Consider the following 16776-nt stretch of genomic DNA (forward strand, 5'->3'; position numbering starts at 1 on the left):
CGACGATGTAACAATCCAGCGACCGGAAAAGTGCACGGCAGACAACTACAGCAAAAGACGGATTGCATCAGGGACGTAAAGGACCATGGGTTGGAGCATTGTCAGACCTCTTGTTGTTATGGGGTAAAACGCCAGGCGGGCTCAATGCAACAGTCCGCTACGACGACGCGCTTCCCTTCTACGCAAGGTATGCCAGTCAGCGTCGCGCCGATATCAAGACGAACAGCATTCGTTGGGGGGTAATCTCCAAGCCGGCTAAAGGTTTCCCTTAGTCCAAATCCACGATGGGCGTTGGCAACGCCTGGGCTGCATAGGCCTTCCTGGAGCCAGTTCATGCTGATCGGTGCGCTCTAAACTAGCCATTGCACCACCTGCCAACCTCCCCGATTGCGCAGCAGATTCTCCAATTGCGCAGCCCGCTGCCGAGCCCGGACTCACCTGCGCAGAATCAGAGAAATGTCCGCTCCCCAGCAAAACTTTTCGCTTCACTGGGCGTCCGTTAATAAGTCGACATGATCTTTGAACCCCAGACCGCTGATCTCAGCCAGGGACAGATGATCTCTCTTGTTTTCCTCCTGGCCCGCGACCTTGGGTGGCTTTGTATAGCCGCAGCGCTGAACTTATCCATGGGGTGTAATAACCGCTGATGACGAATTTCGAATCGGGTACTAAAGCGCCATGGCCAGTAGGCGAACGGGAGTTGCTGCAAGTGCGCAACTTCAACAAAAAGCTCGCCTGGATACCGCGCTTTCGAATCCGCAACCGCATCACCCCCCATGTGATCCAGGCGCTGTTGCGCGCCAGTCAAATCGGCGGCGCGGGAAAATTGCTCAAGCACGGGCTCAAGGCTGAAACAAAGGTAGTGGGTGCGGGCGGCGACCAAGTGCCCGTTCGGATCATCCGGCCCAGAGGCAAAGCAAAGGGCGTTGTGCTTGATTTCCATGGGGGCGGCTGGGTAATCGGCAATGCGCAGATGAATGACGACTTTAACCTTGCCATGGTGAACGCCTGCGGCGTTACGGTTGTCTCGGTCGACTACCGGCTTGCCGTATCGACTCCGGTTCAAGGTCTGATGGAGGACTGCCTTTGTGCCGCTCGCTGGCTATTGGATGACGACTGTCGAGAGTTTGCAGACCTTCCTGTTATCGTCGTGGGTGAATCGGCAGGGGCTCATCTTGCAGCGGCAACGATGCTGGCGTTAAAGCAATCGCCCGGCTTGCTGCAGCGGGTCAGCGGTGCGCTGTTGTATTACGGCGTCTACGATTTGACGGGAACACCAAGCGTCCGTGCGGCGCCCCCGCAAACGCTGGTGCTGGACGGCCCGGGCATGGTCGAAGCTTTTCGCCTGCTGACGCCGGGCCTGACTGACCCGCAACGCCGGCAGCCACCTTTGTCACCGCTGTACGGCGACTTCACGGATTTCCCGCCAGCGCTCATGTTTGCCGGTGAACTTGATCCCCTGAGAGATGACACACTCCAATTAGCCGATCGCTGGATGAAATCTGCCCCTGTCGAAGTGCACTTGCTACCCTCCTCGCCCCACGGGTTTATTCATTTTCCGACGGCAATTGCAGATAGCGTGCTTGCTTACGGCAGGGACTGGATAACGACTCGAATCGACGCCTGGATTGGCTGAAAACAATCTTGCAGGAGCAAGCTTGTTCGCGATGAGGCCCTCACATTCACCATCCTCGGCGTCTGACCTGCCGCCATCGCCGGCAGGCCAGCTCCCACAAGGGATTTGTGCCATGCGCGGATGTTGAATTCCCCATGGAAACCTGTATGAGCTGGCTTGCCAGCGATGAGGCCCTCACATCCACCATCCTTGGCGCCTGACACGCCGCCATCGCCGGCAAGCCTCGCAGGCGTGGGTCATCCACCACGAATGCCCCACATCAAGCGCTAAAAGCCACCCTGGATGCGCGATGACTCTTTACATCTCAACCTGTGTACCCAGCTCAATCACCCGATTCAACGGCAACTTGAAGTACTTCAGGTTGCTGTTGGCGTTCTTGAGCAAAAACGCGAACAGGCTTTCTCGCCAACGGGCCATACCGATGCGCTTGGTCGGGATCACCGTCTCCCGGCTGAGGAAATAGGTGGTGCGCATCGGACTGAAATCCAGCTCGGACAAGTGACACAGACTCAGGGTCAGAGGAACATCCGGCTCCTCCATAAATCCGAAGTGCAGACTGACCCGAAAGAAACCTTCGCCATAGGCTTCAACCTCAAATCGCCGGTCAGCAGCCACGCGCGGGCTGTCTTCGGAAACCACAGTGAGTAACACCACTTGCTCATGCAAAACCTGGTTATGCAGCAGGTTGTGCAGCAGCGCATGAGGAACAGCATCTGCCCTGGCCGTAAGGAACACTGCCGTGCCTTGTACGCGATGGGGAGGCTGCGTACGGATGCTGCCGATGAACAGCGGTAGAGGAAGTGCAGTTTCATCCAGCCGCTCAACGATAATCTTTCTGCCCCGCTTCCAGGTCGTCATCAAAATGAACAGACCAATGCCGGCAATCACCGGAAACGCACCGCCCTGAAAAATCTTTGCGGCGTTGGCCGCGAAATACAGGCTGTCTACCAGCAAAAATCCGAGCAACATTGGAATGGCCACCCAGCGCGGTGTTTTCCATAGGAGCAGGACGACAGCCGAGGACAGGATTGTTGTGATCAGCATGGTCCCCGTCACCGCGACGCCATAAGCCGCAGCCAAAGCACTGGACGACTCGAAACCAAGCACCAGCAGCACGACACCCACCATCAACGCCCAGTTAACCGTACCGATGTAGATCTGCCCCTGCTCATGGCTGGAGGTGTGCTGGATGAACATGCGAGGGATATACCCAAGCTGGATGGCCTGGCTAGTCAGGGAGAAAGCGCCCGAAATCACGGCTTGGGAAGCGATGATGGTCGCCAGTGTGGAGAGTGCAACCATCGGCAAGAGCGCCCAGTCGGGTGCCAGCAAATAGAACGGGTTACGCACAGTCTCCGGGTTGCCCAGGATCAACGCGCCCTGGCCAAAGTAATTGAGCACCAGGCCCGGCAACACGAGGATGAACCAGGCACGCGCAATCGGTTTGCGACCAAAGTGGCCCATGTCGGCATACAGCGCTTCAGCACCGGTCAATGCCAACACCACAGCACCCAGGATAGCCACACCCATTCCCGGATGAACCACGAAGAATTGCACAGCCCATACAGGGTTCAGTGCTTGCAGCACTTCCGGACGCAGCGAAATACCGTAGATACCAAGTGCACCCAACACCACAAACCACAGCACCATGATGGGGCCAAACAGGATACCGATTCGAGCCGTGCCATGTTTCTGTATCAAGAACAGCGCCACCAGCACAATCACCGACAAGGGCACGACCCAGTGTTCTATTCCGTCAAACGCCAGTTGTAGTCCTTCAACCGCAGAGAGCACAGAAATAGCCGGGGTGATCATGCTGTCCCCATAAAAAAGTGCTGCACCGAACAGGCCAAGCAGTACCAGAACCTTGCTCATGTGCGGATAAGGTGCGGCCGCGCGGCGCGCTAGCGCCGTCAACGCCATGATGCCGCCTTCGCCCTGGTTGTTGGCACGCAGGATGAACAGCACGTATTTGATCGAGACCACCCAGATCAGTGACCAAAAGATCAACGATAGAATGCCCAGCACTCCGTCGTGATTTACCTGAACGCCGTAGTGGCCGGAAAATACTTCCTTGAGCGTGTAGAGGGGGCTGGTGCCAATGTCCCCGTAAACCACTCCGACGGCGGCGACGAGCAAGCCCACTCCTGACGCCTTGGATTGGGATTGGGAATCTGAATGTGCACGGGTCGCTGTTTCACTCAAGGGTCGCTTCTCTCAAATTGCGGGAAAGAGGTGCATGCCATCCTTGGGCAATACATTGCCAGCGTCATCAGGAATGCAGACGCTTGGGCGATTAATAAAATCGCGGCCAGTATCGTTGCGGACCAAACCGCTTATCGTAAAAAAAGCGTAAAAAATTAACGGCTCGCCTCAAGCCTGGCTCCGACCAGTCATGCCGATGCGCACTGGATGGTGATTGCATGGATGGCGGTCGGCGGTGAAACGCCTCGTTGCACTCAACACCAGGCTCAGTGGCAACATCCTGGATACGCGCTTTCCAGCGGCATGCGCGCAGATCGTGGGTATAATGCGCGCCCTCTTCATAAGCCAATGTTTTCCAATGAAAAAACTGCTGTCCGTAGTAGCGCTGGTGCTCTCGGTAATCACCCCCGCCTTCTCAAGCCCTCCGTCGAACTTTTCCGAAGCCAAGGTCATAGCAAAACAGAAAATCTACCTCGACCAGGCGAACAGTGCCCTTGGCGAGTTGTACTGCGGTTGCAAGTGGACATGGGTAGGCAAGTCGGGTGGCCGTATTGACCCTGATTCTTGCGGCTATCAAACCAGAAAACAGCAAAACCGCGCCGAGCGGACTGAGTGGGAACATATAGTTCCTGCCTGGACATTCGGTAACCAACGCCAGTGCTGGAAGAACGGCGGTCGAGAGCACTGCGTGGACGACGATCCGGTCTTCCGAGCCATGGAAGCGGACCTGTTCAATCTCTACCCGTCTGTTGGGGAAGTGAACGGCGACCGTAGTAATTTCAACTACGCAATGACCCCCGGCGTAGCGCCGCAGTATGGGCAATGCAAGACCCGGGTTGATTTTGATCAACGAGCCGCCGAACCCCGTGACGAGGTCAAAGGCCTGGTCGCGAGGACGACCTTTTACATGTTCGATCGATACAATCTGAACATGTCACGTCAGCAGCAACAACTACTGATGGCCTGGGACAAGCAGTACCCGGTCTCGGCCTGGGAGAAAGTGCGCGATAGTCGCATTGCCTCAATCATGGGGCACTCGAACCCTTTCGTGACGGGTGACCGTCAATGGACGCAAGGATACAAGGCGGCGGGTGATGGAACCGTCAGCGCCATTGCCGGGAAACCCGTGCCAGTAACGGCCCAGCCAACCCTGGCGAAAGCGACCGGGGCAGGCTTGATCATTGGCAACCGCAAGAGCCAGGTGTATCACCTCTCAATCGGTTGCCCTGGTTATGCTCAAGTGTCGGAAAAAAACCAGATAACTTTTGACTCTGAAGCTGCCGCCCAGGCCGCCGGATTTCGTAAGGCCGGCAACTGCAAGTAGCAGCAGGTGGAGTTGATGGAGCCGCTTTGACGATTAGCGTCGCTGAAGCTTCCTCGGCATGCTCACGCCCTCGCCAGGCGTGAGCATGGGCCGATCACTCAGGCAAAGACGAAGTCCGCCGCGGTAACGGAGTCTGGCAGGACCCCGGTCAAGGTGAACCTGTGCGCATTAAGTTGCGTTCGGGCGACTCGATCAGCACCCAATCGCTCGCATTCTTCGGCGCCCTCTTCACCCCGGAGGAATGGTCGCCAGTGCCCCGATCAAAATGGTCAACAGCAGAAAACCACCGAGAAAAATCGTCATTCTGGCCATATGGCCTCCCAGCTCATGAAGTTGCTGTACAGGGTCGTACTGCGCTGTTGTGCGCCGGGCGGATGACCCTGCCGATGAGTTATTGTGGGCCGGTGACTGTTTTCGTTACAGATGCAGATTGCGCAGGAAAATACGGATCAGACAGGCTTCGTCCAGGCTCGGTCAAGTTCGATTGCGGGCGTCTGGGGGGGAAAAACTTGCGGGCAACGTCGACAAAGGGCGTGATGATCAGGCCGTGAAGCGTCAGGTAACGCTCGTGATCCTGCTCACCAGTGCCGAAGCGGATTGCTTCCGGGGTCGACCGGGTGACATAGAGCGTGCCGAACATCCAGTCCCACAGTGACAGGTTGATACCGAAGTTCTTGTTGAAATGCCGCGGCGCATCGCTGTGGTGAATCTGATGCTGCGCGGGACTGCTCAGCACCCGCTCGATCACCGGCCCGAATGAAAACCACACATGGCTATGCCGCAGGTTGGCCGCCAGACCGTTGAAGATGAACACAATCCACGTCACGCCAAACAGGGTATAGCGGCTGACCTCGCCGCCACAGGCGTACCAGAAGACTCCGGCATAGAGGCCCAGGCAGATGATATCCACCAGCTTTTCGACGAGTTCTTCAAGAAAATGCACCCGGCTTGCCGTAGCCGGCACCAGCACGGGCGCCGAATGATGGACTTTGTGAAATGCCCACAAGTAGCGCGAATGAAAGGCCCGGTGGTTCCAGTAATGAGCGAAATCCTTGACCAGGAACACGCCCAGGCCGTAGAGCAGGGAAAGCCCGAGGTTCTCCCCCACTTGCGCGCGCGCGCCCCACAGGTTGGAGAAAAATCTGATGTAGTCCGCTGAACGCAGCACATAGGGATCAACCAGCCCGACAATCGGCAGCACCAGCGCCACTTTCAGGATGGCGAGCACGAAGTAGTAGCGGTAATCGAGCAGCGCCGAGCGGTGCAGGTAAACCCGCCGCCCGCCGAGGAACTGCCCGAAGGAGCGCGCCCCGGTCAATCCGCGAGACGTTCTGAATCGAAACAGGCCATAGGCGACGCCGTAGGAAACGCAGAGAAAGACCACTCCCAGGCGTCCATTGACATCGAAGATGCCAAGAAACTGGTGGGTGACCGGCTCGATCACCCACCTGATCAGGTAACGATGTAGATCGGCGAGCACATCCATACCCGACTGCCCTGCGTAAGTGGAAGGGCATTGTAAATGAGAATGAATACTCAATGTGCTGCCGGGTGAAAATCTCTAGCCACCGAGCGCGATGATGGCGACGATCAGCACGCTACCTGTGAGCGCCAGGGCCACCCCGCCCTGCCAAGGTTTGGTGTTAGCGTATTTGGCCAGCATCCAGCCGGCGATGACAGATACATGACAGCGTCCGCCAGCCCCAGGCAAGGTTACAGCCGAGCGCGGCAATCATCATCGAGCGCTCTTGCGCTGCCTGGTCTGCCGTCGCCACACTGATGGTTCCGGTGAACGTCATGGCCATTAACAGGCCGAATACAACTTCTGTAATGTGCTCGACTGGATCAAGCACCGGGGCCCGCTTCTGTTTTTAATTATTTTGCATTGCCCACCCTCTCCATGTCCTGCTCGTTGAGTACCGTCCGGCTCATCCGCCGATACCGGCTCTTCAAGTGTAGATTGAGCGGCTACACTGGAGCGAGTACGCCAACTGATTCACAGAGAGACAATTGATGCTTGATTACTTCGCGTTGGGGCTGTTGTTCTTTGTCGGACTTGTCCTGTTCTACGGGATTATCCTGCTCCACGACATTCCTTATGAAATTGCGGTCCACCGCAATCATCCGCACCAGGATGCGATTCACGCCACGGGCTGGGTCAGCCTGTTTACCCTGCATGCGCTGTGGCCGTTCCTATGGATCTGGGCGATGGCATACCGGGAAGACCGGGGCTGGGGGTTCAGTGATGGAAAATCAGGGCACGCCCATGTTGTGCATCTGGAACAACAAGTCGCAGAACTGCAAAGCCGCGTCGCGCACCTGGAGACAGCGACAGGAACGGCGCAGCACAGGTTGCCGACCGACAACAGTGGCGAGGGAATCTGACCCATGGATCTTTTACTGGTACTGACTTACACCGCCATCTGCGTTGCAATCTTCAAGATCTTCCGCATCCCCTTGAACAAATGGACGGTCCCCACCGCTGTATTGGGCGGGATCCTGATCGTTGGCGCGATGATTTTCGTGATGAACTACAACCATCCCTACTCGGAGGTTGCACGTTCGTATTTCGTCTCCGTCCCGGTGATTCCCGTGGTCACAGGCCAGGTGATCGACGTGCCGGTCCAGGGCAACGAACGCCTGGAAAAGGGCGATGTGCTGTTTCGGATCGACCCGGCCCCCTTCGAGTATCGAGTGAAGTCGCTCAAGGCCCAACTGTTGGTGGCCAAAGCTGACCGCGCCCGAATCAGCGAACTGATCAAGCGTAACTTCGCCACCCAACGGGAACTGGATGTCGTCGTTTCCCGTACTGATGACCTGCAGGCGCAACTCGACGGCGCGCAATACGAACTCGACAACACGACGGTGCGCGCACCGAGCAAAGGCTTCGTCACCCATGTGTCGTTGCGTCCGGGCATGATGGCGACGAAGTTCCCGCTACGCCCCTCGATGGTGTTCATCCCCGATGAAGGCCAATATTTCGCGGCGTGGATGCGCCAGAACAGCCTGCTGCGCCTGACGGTCGGCGATGAGGCCGAAGTCGCTTTCGACGGCATTCCGGGTAAGGTTTTCGAGGGCAAGGTCAAAAGCGTCCTTGAAGTCATCGCCGAAGGTCAGGTCCAACCTTCCGGCTCGCTCATCGGCTTTACCGGCTCACCACCGGCCGGTCGGGTTCCGGTGATCATTGAAATCACCGACCCCGATTTCGCCCCGTATGCCAAGCTGATGCCCGGCGGTGCCTACGGCCAGGCGGCGCTCTACAGCCAGCATTTCACCCACATTGCCATGATGCGCAAAATCCTCCTGCGCATGGCGGCCTGGATGAACTACATCTTCCCATTCCATTAATCGCTGGATGATGGCGGCGTGACGTTCAAAGGATTGAGACAAAGGCCGGTTCAAAGGAGCCGGCCCGATCACGCCGTTGAACCGGTCGTTGCAGGTTAACTCAGCGATTGGCACAGACATGAAGTGCAACGCGGGGAATGGTTCCCCGCGTGCATTGGGTTGAATGCATTCGAGAGGTGCGGATATTTTTTGATATTCAGCGCTGCGCTAAAGAATCCAGGGCAGCAGAAGGTGCGAGGCAATCCAGGGAGACGCCTGGCCCACGACCCATTGCAGGAAGACACATGCGGCCAGGTAAGCCGCAAAGAACTTGATCATCGTCAATCTCGCCATGACCATCACCAACCTCCCGCCTTTAAATCCTGGGGTTCCAATTCGACCCCGTGACCATCACCACGCCGAACCGCCCGTAAAGCTTTGACGCCTGCAATTTTTATCAGTTCCATGTGTGCCGGGACTTGATGACGGGCTACCGTCCAACCCGCTTGCGCCCCGCTGCACGCCGTTTGGCGGCTTATCCACCGAGCCCTCTTCTGGGCAGAACCATACATCCGACAAACGGCCTGGCCGACTTGCACCCTCGTTCCGGAGCAAAAAGCGACGAGCCTACCGGCTGGCTGCACAAGGTTGCGGGTGACCCGATCCCGGCCTATGGTCCAAACGAACCCTTGCCTGTGACGAGTACTCGATGCTTATCGCAGGTCGCTGTTCATTCGCAGCACAGCTACATCAGGAGCTACGCAAGGAGGAGATGACATGCCAGGCAATTCACGCCCCGCCGTGCTCGAACTGATCGGCAACACGCCACTGGTGCGCGTCAGCCGTTTCGATACCGGCCCCTGCACACTGTTTCTCAAGCTCGAATCCCAGAACCCCGGTGGTTCGATCAAGGACCGCATCGGTCTGGCGATGATCGACGCCGCCGAGCGCGATGGCCGGCTGCGCCCCGGTGGCACCATTGTCGAGGCCACCGCCGGCAACACGGGCCTGGGCCTGGCGCTGGTCGGCCGGGCCAAAGGCTACCGGGTGGTGCTGGTGGTGCCGGACAAGATGTCCACGGAAAAAGTCCTGCACCTCAAGGCAATGGGCGCCGAGGTGCACATCACCCGTTCCGATGTCGGCAAAGGCCATCCGGAGTATTACCAGGACGTCGCCGCACGGTTGGCGCAGGACATTCCCGATGCCTTCTTCGCCGACCAGTTCAACAACCCCGCCAACCCGCTGGCCCATGAGTGCAGCACCGCGCCGGAGATCTGGGCACAGACCCAGCATGACCTGGATGCCATCGTCGTCGGCGTCGGGTCAGCCGGCACCCTCACCGGCCTGACCCGCTTCTTCAAACGGGTACAACCGGACCTGGAAATGATCCTGGCCGACCCGATCGGTTCGGTGATGGCCGAATACAGCCGCGGCGGCACCCTCCCCACCCCCGGTTCCTGGGCGGTGGAAGGTATTGGCGAAGACTTCATTCCATCGATTGCCGACCTTTCCAGCGTGCGTCACGCCTATTCGATCAGCGATGAAGAAAGCTTCGATCACGCCCGCCAGTTGCTGCGCGCCGAAGGCATTCTCGGTGGTTCTTCGACCGGGACATTGCTGGCGGCGGCCTTGCGTTACTGCCGCGAGCAAACCGAGCCGAAACGGGTGGTCAGCTTCGTCTGCGACACCGGTACCCGTTACCTGTCCAAGGTCTACAACGACCAGTGGATGAACGACCAGGGCCTGTTGCAACGCAAGCATTACGGCGACCTGCGCGACCTGGTCGCGCGGCGTTTCGAGGATGGCCGGGTGATCAGCGTCGGCCCCGACGACACCCTGCTCACCGCGTTCCAGCGCATGCGCCTGGCGGACGTCTCGCAACTGCCGGTGCTGGTGGGCGGGCAGCAACTGGTCGGGGTCATCGACGAATCCGACATTCTGCTCGGGGTGCACGAAGACGCGGCGCACTTTCGCAAGACCGTGGCCAGCGCCATGACCGACAAACTGCAGACCTTGGCCCCCGACGCCACCCTGGCGGAACTGGAGGCTGAACTGGGCCGAGGCCTCGTGGCGATCATCAAGGATGCCTCGGGTTTTCACGGACTGATTACCCGAACCGACATGCTTAATCACTTGCGGAGATCCCTGCCATGAGTCAACAGGACAAAAACTCCCGGCCACAGGGCTTCGCGACCCGGGTGATCCATGCCGGGCAAGCACCGGACCCGTCCACCGGGGCCTTGATGCCGCCGATCTACGCCAACTCCACCTACCTGCAACAGAGCCCCGGCGTGCACAAGGGCCTTGACTACGGACGCTCGCACAACCCGACGCGCTGGGCCCTGGAGCGTTGCGTCGCGGACCTCGAAGGCGGTACCCAGGCCTTTGCCTTTGCGTCGGGGCTGGCGACTATTTCCACCGTGCTCGAACTGCTCGACGCCGGCTCGCACGTCGTCTCCGGCAATGACTTGTACGGTGGCACCTTCCGCCTGTTCGACAAGGTGCGCCAGCGCAGCGCCGGGCACCGTTTCAGCTTCGTCGACCTGACGGATCTGTCCGCCTTCGAGGCAGCGCTGGAAGACGACACGCGAATGGTCATGGTCGAGACGCCGAGCAATCCCCTGCTGCGCCTTTGCGATCTGGCCGCCCTCGCTCGCATCTGCCGCTCACGCGGGATCATTTGCGTAGCCGACAATACCTTCGCCAGTCCGTACATCCAGCGCCCGCTGGATCTGGGTTTTGACATCGTGTTGCACTCGACCACCAAGTACCTCAATGGCCACTCCGACGTGATCGGCGGCATCGCCGTGGTCGGGCAAAATGCCGAGCTGGCCGAGCGCCTGGGTTTCCTGCAAAACGCCGTGGGGGCGATCGCCGGGCCGTTCGACGCCTTCCTCACCCTGCGCGGCGTGAAGACTCTGGCCCTGCGTATGGAACGCCACTGCAGCAACGCCCTGGAGCTGGCGCAATGGCTGGAGCGTCAGCCACAAGTCTCCAGGGTCTACTACCCCGGTCTGCCCTCGCACCCGCAGCACGAATTGGCTTGCCGGCAAATGCGCGGGTTCGGCGGAATGATCGCCCTCGACCTTAACAGCGATCTGGCAGGCGCCAAACGCTTCCTTGAGAGCGTGCAGATCTTCGCTTTGGCCGAGAGCCTGGGCGGCGTGGAAAGCCTGATCGAACACCCGGCGATCATGACCCATGCCACCATTCCTGTTGCCACCCGTGCGCAGTTAGGGATCGGCGATGGGCTGGTGCGTTTATCAGTTGGAGTCGAGGACGTGGAAGACTTGCGGGCTGATTTGGCGCAGGCGCTGGCGAAGATGTAAGCCCCCCCGACTAACGGGACACCCTGTAGGAGCGAGCACGCTCGCGAAAAACCGGAGAGCGCCACGGGCATTCAGGATGCCCGCGTCATCGTTGACGTCCATCGCGAGCATGCTCGCTCCTACAGGATCGCGCGCAATGCCTCTATAATCCCGACGTTTTCGTCTACCCTCACGAAGCGTCGTGCAGCAATCAGCTTGTGCGGGGCGCATCGACATTTTTCCGCTATTGAACCGGAGAACCTCCATGCTCAAACGCACCCTGGCATTGGCCGTCGGCCTGACCTTGTCCCTTTCCACCCTGCTGGCTCAGGCTGCCGAGACCCTCAAGGTCAGCGCCATTCCCGACGAAGCCCCCACCGAACTGTTGCGCAAGTTCAAGCCATTGGGCGAATACCTGGAGAAGCAGTTGGGCATGAAGGTCGAGTTCGTACCGGTGTCCGACTACCCGGCCGTGGTTGAAGCGCTGGCTACCGACCGCATCGACATGGCCTGGCTGGGCGGCTTCACCTTCGTCCAGGCGCGCCTGAAAACCGGCAATGCCATACCGCTGGTACAGCGCGAACAGGATGCCCAGTTCACCAGCAAATTCATCACGGCCGACCCGAACGTCAAATCGCTGGCCGACCTCAAGGGCAAGTCCTTCGCCTTCGGTTCGGTGTCCTCCACCTCCGGCAGCCTGATGCCGCGCTACTTCATGCTGAAGGACGGCATCAAGCCGGAAACCTATTTCAGCCGCGTCGGCTACTCCGGTGCCCATGACGCCACCGTTGCCTGGGTTCAGGCCGGCAAGGTGGATGCAGGCGTGCTCAACGCCAGCGTCTGGGAAAAACTGGTAGCCGCCGGCAAGGTCGATACCAACAAGGTCAAGGTCTTCGCCACCACACCGGCCTACTTCGACTACAACTGGACCGTGCGCGGCACCCTCGACCCGGCCCTGGCCGCGAAAATCAAGGCCGCTTTCCTCGCGCTCGACCCGGCCAACCCTGAGCAAAAGGCGATCCTCGACCTGCAAGCCGCCAGCCGCTTCATCGAGACCAGTCCCGAGAACTACAAGGGCATCGAGGAAGCCGCACGCGCTGCCGACCTGCTGAAATGACCTTGCATCTGAACCGGGTCAGCCTCACCCATGGCAATGGCGTGCGGGCGCTGCATGAGGTCGACCTGCACATCGGCGCCGGTGAGCAGGTGGCGATCATCGGCCCCTCCGGTGCCGGCAAGTCGAGCCTGCTGAACCTGCTGGCCACCGCCCTGCGCCCCGGCAGCGGCACGGTCGAAGTGCTCGGCGAGCAAGCCTGGCAGCTCGGCGCCAGCCAGCGCCAACGCTTGCGGGCGCGCATCGGCCTGGTGCACCAGGCACCGCCACTGCCACCGCGGCAACGGGTGGTCACGGCGGTGCTGGCCGGAAAACTCGGCCAATGGGGTTTTGCCAAAAGCCTGCTGAACCTGCTGCATCCGGTGGACGTTCCTGGGGCTCGGGCGGCACTGCTCAAGCTGGACCTGGGCGACAAGCTGTTCGCCCAATGCCAGCAATTGTCCGGTGGCCAGCTGCAACGCGTGGGCATTGCCCGCGTGCTGTACCAGGCGCCCGAGGTGTTGCTGGCCGATGAACCGGTGTCGGCGATGGACCCGGTATTGGCCGGGCACACCCTGTCGACCCTCTGCCGCCACGCGCGCGAGCACAAGGTGACGCTGGTCGCCAGCCTGCATGCGGTGGACCTGGCGCTGAGCAACTTCTCGCGCATCATCGGCTTGCGTGAAGGGCAGGTGCTGTTCGATCTGCCCGCAAGCGACGTCGACCACGATTTGCTCGACAGGCTCTACGCCAATGAGCAACTGCAATCCCCGCCCCCTCCGGTGGCACCCTTGAGCCTGCAGATTCCCCGATGCTGACCCGCGATACACGAGACCCCGCCACCCTGCCTCGCCTGCTGCTCAGCCTGTTGGCACTTGCCCTGCTGTGGCCCGGCGTCCATTTCAGCGAACTGGACCTGGGTGTCCTGCTCATGGCCGACAGCCAGAGTGAGATGGGCCGGTTTGTCTCAGCCTTCTGGCCACCGGCTCATGGCGAAGAATTCCTTGAACTGCTGTGGCAAGCCACGCTGCAGACACTGGCGATCGCCACCGCCGGCATGGCCTTGGCGTTGCTGCTGGCCGTACCCGCGAGCCTGCTGGCCAGTCGCGCACTGTCGCTGTCGGCGGCTTCGCGCAGCGGTCGCCCGAGCGCCTTGGGCCGGCTGTTGCGCTGGCCGGTGCGCGGGCTGCTGATCTTCCTGCGCAGCGTGCCGGAAATCGTCTGGGCCCTGCTGTTCGTGCGCGCCGTCGGCCTTGGCCCGACGGCGGGGGTGCTGGCCATCGCCATCACCTACAGCGGCATGCTCGGCAAGGTCTACGCGGAAATTTTCGAGTCCGTCGACCAGCGTCCCGCCCACGCACTGCTGCAAGCCGGCAGTGGCCGGCTGGCGGCGTTCTGCTACGGCATCCTGCCCAATGTCGCGGCGGAGTTGCTGTCGTACACCGTGTATCGCTGGGAATGCGCGATCCGCGCGTCCGTGGTGATGGGTTTCGTTGGCGCCGGTGGCCTGGGCCAGCAAATCGACCTGTCGCTGCGCATGTTCGCCGGCGGTGAAGTGGCGAGCATGTTGCTGACCTTTTTCGTGTTGGTGCTGCTGGCCGATCAGATCAGCCGCCTGCTGCGCTGGAGGTTCGCATGAATCGCCTGATCAACCTGCTGCTGATCCTGTGCATCGGCGCGGCGGTCGTCGCGTCGTTCCGTTATCTGGGTATCGATCTCGGTGAGCTGGCAGGCAGCGATAACCTGAAGCAGATGGGCGCCTACGTCCTGCGTTTTCTCAGCCCCGACCTCAGTGCCAGCCACCTGCAAGCCATCGGCCGTGGTGCCGTGGAAACCCTGGCCATGTCGGCCTTGGGCACCCTGCTCGCGGCGGTATTGGGCCTGGTGCTGGCACTGCCGGCGGCCGGGCGTTTCGGTTGGCCGCTGCAGAGTGCGTCGCGCCTGGTGCTGAACGCCCTGCGCGCCATTCCGGAACTGGTGTGGGCTGCACTGATGGTGCTGGCCGCCGGACTCGGCCCCAACGCCGGGACCCTGGCCCTGGCCATGCACACCACCGGCGTACTTGGCCGCCTGTTCGCCGAAGCGCTGGAAAACACCCCGCCGCAACCGGCCGAAGCAATCCGCCTGCAAGGCGGGAATGTGGTGTGGGCCTTCTGTTACGGCACCCTGCCCAACCTGTTTCCGCAACTGTTGGCGTACATCCTGTACCGCTGGGAAAACAACATCCGCATGGCCAGCGTGCTCGGCTTCGTCGGTGCCGGTGGCCTGGGGCAAATGCTCTATGTCAGCCTCAGCCTGTTCCAGGAAGCCCAGGCCAGCACGGTCATTCTGGCCATGTTGCTGTTGGTGTTTGCAGTCGATGGTCTGAGCAGCTGGAGTCGTCAGCGCTGGGTCAAGGCGTGATGGGCAATTCAGGGGTATTGAACGCAATGTTCCATTTAAAACTATTCTGACTCCGGCGCACGAAAGGCCTTACTGTAGTAACCAGACTGGTCGAAACAGCAAACCCGCTGCTTGCCGGATGCAAGCATTTCGCAGGCATCTCCCACTCGTTTTGCACGCGTCTTGAGTTGCTTGGCTGAAGTAATCCAGTGGATCCAGTCTACTCGTGCGATGGTCGTCGTATTGTTCCAGACTTTACGCGCCTCGGGAGCGGCTGCCAGCGCCTCCTGAAAATCCGGCGGGATGTCAGGCTCGGGGTCCTTCTTCACTGGCGTCAGCTCCAGCGTAACGATATCCCCAACCGCCGCGCCTGCGGCTTCGTACAACTCTCTACTTACCTGCAGCCAATGGCTCAGTTGACCATCCGGCTCAAGGGTTGCCTGAAACGGGTGCCCATTGATTGTGCCTTCAACTGTCGTCCTTCCTCGCCTCGGAAGCTTTTCACTCGCATCTCTTGGCAGTACTACGAACGCCCACGACGTATCATCAGGCTTTGCCGGACGAAGAAGCTTTGCTTCAAATCGGGATTTCACATCGATTGTTGTCATTGCAATTTCTCCAACTGATACGCCTGACTACTATCCGTATAACGTTCCTTGTTGTCCTGCAAGCCTGGCCTAGCCTGAATGAGTTGCAGTAAACACGAGACAGCCAGAAAGACATCGTGTTCGAGGCTGGTGACCGTGTGCATCAGCTGACTGACAGCGGCGTGAGACATGAACGGTAAACGTATGGCGCGGCCCCCCAAAAAAGTGCTGAGTACTTACACAAGCGCATCATGCGGTACCGCGCGCCATCGCAAGCAGGCTCCTAAAGGTTCAAGTGTCTAAACCACCCGGCATTTGTTTCCCGCTTACTCCTTGAGAATCAACAACGGCTCGCCCTTCTTCACGATGTAAGACGCCAACTCCGAACCATTGCCCTGCCCGACATTCTTCGCCACATGGGCAACACCGGCGGGTATGTACAACGAATCACCGGCCTTGAGCGTGACCGGCGCCCGCCCCTCCAGTTGATACTCGAATATGCCGCTGACGACGTAAGCCACTTCCACACCCGGATGAGCATGCCTGGGCGATGTCACGCCCGGGTCGAAATCGACACGCACCTGAATCACTTCGCGGTCGGCGGCGCCGAGGTCTTCGCGTACCAGGTCGGTACGATGGATGCCCTGCTGCCAGCTTTTCGCCGCGCCGGCCTCTTGCGCCTGGGCGAGGCTCGCGACGGCAGACAGGCCGGCGATGACCAGGGCAGCACCCAGGCCGCCAGCCATGTTACGGGGATTGAATCGGGACATTGCCTTTCCTCCAGTTGAACCTCGGTACGCCACGCCAGCTTTGGCGCGGTGTCTGAGGTTGCATTTAGAGGCCGCCATGTATCGCCCGGGTGTCGGGGAACGCTGAATTTGTATTCGAAAGTAGCTGTGGTCGCTGCAGATACC

Annotated in this window: 14 protein-coding genes; 10 read left to right on the top strand and 4 right to left on the bottom strand. The window is 59.9% G+C overall.

The window, feature by feature from the left end; translation table 11 throughout:
* Window positions 1-646 precede the first annotated feature (646 nt).
* The gene (locus ASE98_RS12845) at window positions 647-1636 is read left to right on the top strand and encodes an alpha/beta hydrolase (RefSeq protein WP_060541738.1); all 990 of its coding nucleotides are present in this window, start codon (window positions 647-649) and stop codon (window positions 1634-1636) included.
* 297 nt (window positions 1637-1933) lie between these two features.
* Here the strand turns inward: ASE98_RS12845 and ASE98_RS12850 are convergent, their stop codons facing one another.
* A complete protein-coding gene (locus ASE98_RS12850; RefSeq protein WP_060541739.1) occupies window positions 1934-3841 on the bottom strand; it encodes a potassium transporter Kup in 1908 nt (635 codons plus the stop codon).
* Between the two features lie 358 nt (window positions 3842-4199).
* On the opposite strand from ASE98_RS12850, the gene ASE98_RS12855 reads away from it, so the two are divergent.
* Window positions 4200-5165, top strand: coding sequence for an endonuclease (locus tag ASE98_RS12855; protein ID WP_060541793.1), 966 nt, complete (start codon window positions 4200-4202; stop codon window positions 5163-5165).
* Window positions 5166-5556: 391 nt separating this feature from the next.
* Here ASE98_RS12855 and ASE98_RS12860 read toward each other — a convergent pair whose 3' ends face one another.
* Window positions 5557-6651 (bottom strand): sterol desaturase family protein, encoded by a 1095-nt coding sequence (locus ASE98_RS12860; protein WP_060541740.1) that lies wholly within the window; start codon window positions 6649-6651, stop codon window positions 5557-5559.
* 527 nt (window positions 6652-7178) lie between these two features.
* Between ASE98_RS12860 and ASE98_RS12865 the strand changes: the two genes are divergently transcribed.
* The 8 genes from ASE98_RS12865 to phnE all read left to right on the top strand — a co-directional run bounded on the left by ASE98_RS12865 (window position 7179) and on the right by phnE (window position 15296).
* Window positions 7179-7550, top strand: coding sequence for a DUF3302 domain-containing protein (locus ASE98_RS12865; protein ID WP_060541741.1), 372 nt, complete (start codon window positions 7179-7181; stop codon window positions 7548-7550).
* A 3-nt stretch (window positions 7551-7553) separates the two neighbouring features.
* Window positions 7554-8513, top strand: a complete 960-nt coding sequence (locus tag ASE98_RS12870; protein WP_060541742.1) for an HlyD family secretion protein — start codon at window positions 7554-7556, stop codon at window positions 8511-8513.
* A 756-nt stretch (window positions 8514-9269) separates the two neighbouring features.
* Complete coding sequence (locus ASE98_RS12875; protein ID WP_060541743.1) at window positions 9270-10646, top strand: pyridoxal-phosphate dependent enzyme; 1377 nt, start codon at window positions 9270-9272, stop codon at window positions 10644-10646.
* A complete protein-coding gene (locus ASE98_RS12880; RefSeq protein WP_060541744.1) occupies window positions 10643-11821 on the top strand; it encodes a trans-sulfuration enzyme family protein in 1179 nt (392 codons plus the stop codon). Before ASE98_RS12875 ends, ASE98_RS12880 begins: the two co-directional genes overlap by 4 nt.
* 244 nt (window positions 11822-12065) lie before the next feature.
* Complete coding sequence (locus ASE98_RS12885) at window positions 12066-12917, top strand: putative selenate ABC transporter substrate-binding protein (protein WP_060541745.1); 852 nt, start codon at window positions 12066-12068, stop codon at window positions 12915-12917.
* Window positions 12914-13711, top strand: coding sequence for a phosphonate ABC transporter ATP-binding protein (locus tag ASE98_RS12890; protein WP_060541746.1), 798 nt, complete (start codon window positions 12914-12916; stop codon window positions 13709-13711). Before ASE98_RS12885 ends, ASE98_RS12890 begins: the two co-directional genes overlap by 4 nt.
* Window positions 13705-14532, top strand: a complete 828-nt coding sequence (locus ASE98_RS12895) for a PhnE/PtxC family ABC transporter permease (RefSeq protein WP_060541747.1) — start codon at window positions 13705-13707, stop codon at window positions 14530-14532. Before ASE98_RS12890 ends, ASE98_RS12895 begins: the two co-directional genes overlap by 7 nt.
* Window positions 14529-15296, top strand: coding sequence for a phosphonate ABC transporter, permease protein PhnE (phnE, locus tag ASE98_RS12900; protein ID WP_060541748.1), 768 nt, complete (start codon window positions 14529-14531; stop codon window positions 15294-15296). The genes ASE98_RS12895 and phnE overlap by 4 nt, the downstream gene beginning before the upstream one ends.
* Before the next feature lie 41 nt (window positions 15297-15337).
* Here phnE and ASE98_RS12905 read toward each other — a convergent pair whose 3' ends face one another.
* Together ASE98_RS12905 and ASE98_RS12915 are read right to left on the bottom strand one after the other, a co-directional pair.
* Window positions 15338-15883 (bottom strand): YdeI/OmpD-associated family protein, encoded by a 546-nt coding sequence (locus ASE98_RS12905; protein WP_060541749.1) that lies wholly within the window; start codon window positions 15881-15883, stop codon window positions 15338-15340.
* Window positions 15884-16188: 305 nt separating this feature from the next.
* Window positions 16189-16632 carry a cupin domain-containing protein gene (locus tag ASE98_RS12915; RefSeq protein ID WP_060541751.1) on the bottom strand — a complete coding sequence of 148 codons (444 nt, stop codon included), beginning with the start codon at window positions 16630-16632 and terminating at the stop codon, window positions 16189-16191.
* Window positions 16633-16776: the final 144 nt, after the last annotated feature.

Source organism: Pseudomonas sp. Leaf48, from assembly GCF_001421885.1.
Taxonomy (GTDB): Bacteria; Pseudomonadota; Gammaproteobacteria; order Pseudomonadales; family Pseudomonadaceae; genus Aquipseudomonas.

Excerpts from the sequence above, each read along its gene's own strand:
- ASE98_RS12915 (WP_060541751.1), bottom strand. The coding sequence starts at position 16,632 with ATGTCCCGATTCAATCCCCGTAACATGGCTGGCGGCCTGGGTGCTGCC.
- ASE98_RS12905 (WP_060541749.1), bottom strand. The coding sequence starts at position 15,883 with ATGACAACAATCGATGTGAAATCCCGATTTGAAGCAAAGCTTCTTCGT.
- phnE (WP_060541748.1), top strand. The coding sequence starts at position 14,529 with ATGAATCGCCTGATCAACCTGCTGCTGATCCTGTGCATCGGCGCGGCG.
- ASE98_RS12895 (WP_060541747.1), top strand. The coding sequence starts at position 13,705 with ATGCTGACCCGCGATACACGAGACCCCGCCACCCTGCCTCGCCTGCTG.
- ASE98_RS12885 (WP_060541745.1), top strand. The coding sequence starts at position 12,066 with ATGCTCAAACGCACCCTGGCATTGGCCGTCGGCCTGACCTTGTCCCTT.
- ASE98_RS12875 (WP_060541743.1), top strand. The coding sequence starts at position 9,270 with ATGCCAGGCAATTCACGCCCCGCCGTGCTCGAACTGATCGGCAACACG.
- ASE98_RS12880 (WP_060541744.1), top strand. The coding sequence starts at position 10,643 with ATGAGTCAACAGGACAAAAACTCCCGGCCACAGGGCTTCGCGACCCGG.
- ASE98_RS12855 (WP_060541793.1), top strand. The coding sequence starts at position 4,200 with ATGAAAAAACTGCTGTCCGTAGTAGCGCTGGTGCTCTCGGTAATCACC.
- ASE98_RS12870 (WP_060541742.1), top strand. The coding sequence starts at position 7,554 with ATGGATCTTTTACTGGTACTGACTTACACCGCCATCTGCGTTGCAATC.
- ASE98_RS12865 (WP_060541741.1), top strand. The coding sequence starts at position 7,179 with ATGCTTGATTACTTCGCGTTGGGGCTGTTGTTCTTTGTCGGACTTGTC.
- ASE98_RS12890 (WP_060541746.1), top strand. The coding sequence starts at position 12,914 with ATGACCTTGCATCTGAACCGGGTCAGCCTCACCCATGGCAATGGCGTG.
- ASE98_RS12860 (WP_060541740.1), bottom strand. The coding sequence starts at position 6,651 with ATGGATGTGCTCGCCGATCTACATCGTTACCTGATCAGGTGGGTGATC.
- ASE98_RS12845 (WP_060541738.1), top strand. The coding sequence starts at position 647 with ATGACGAATTTCGAATCGGGTACTAAAGCGCCATGGCCAGTAGGCGAA.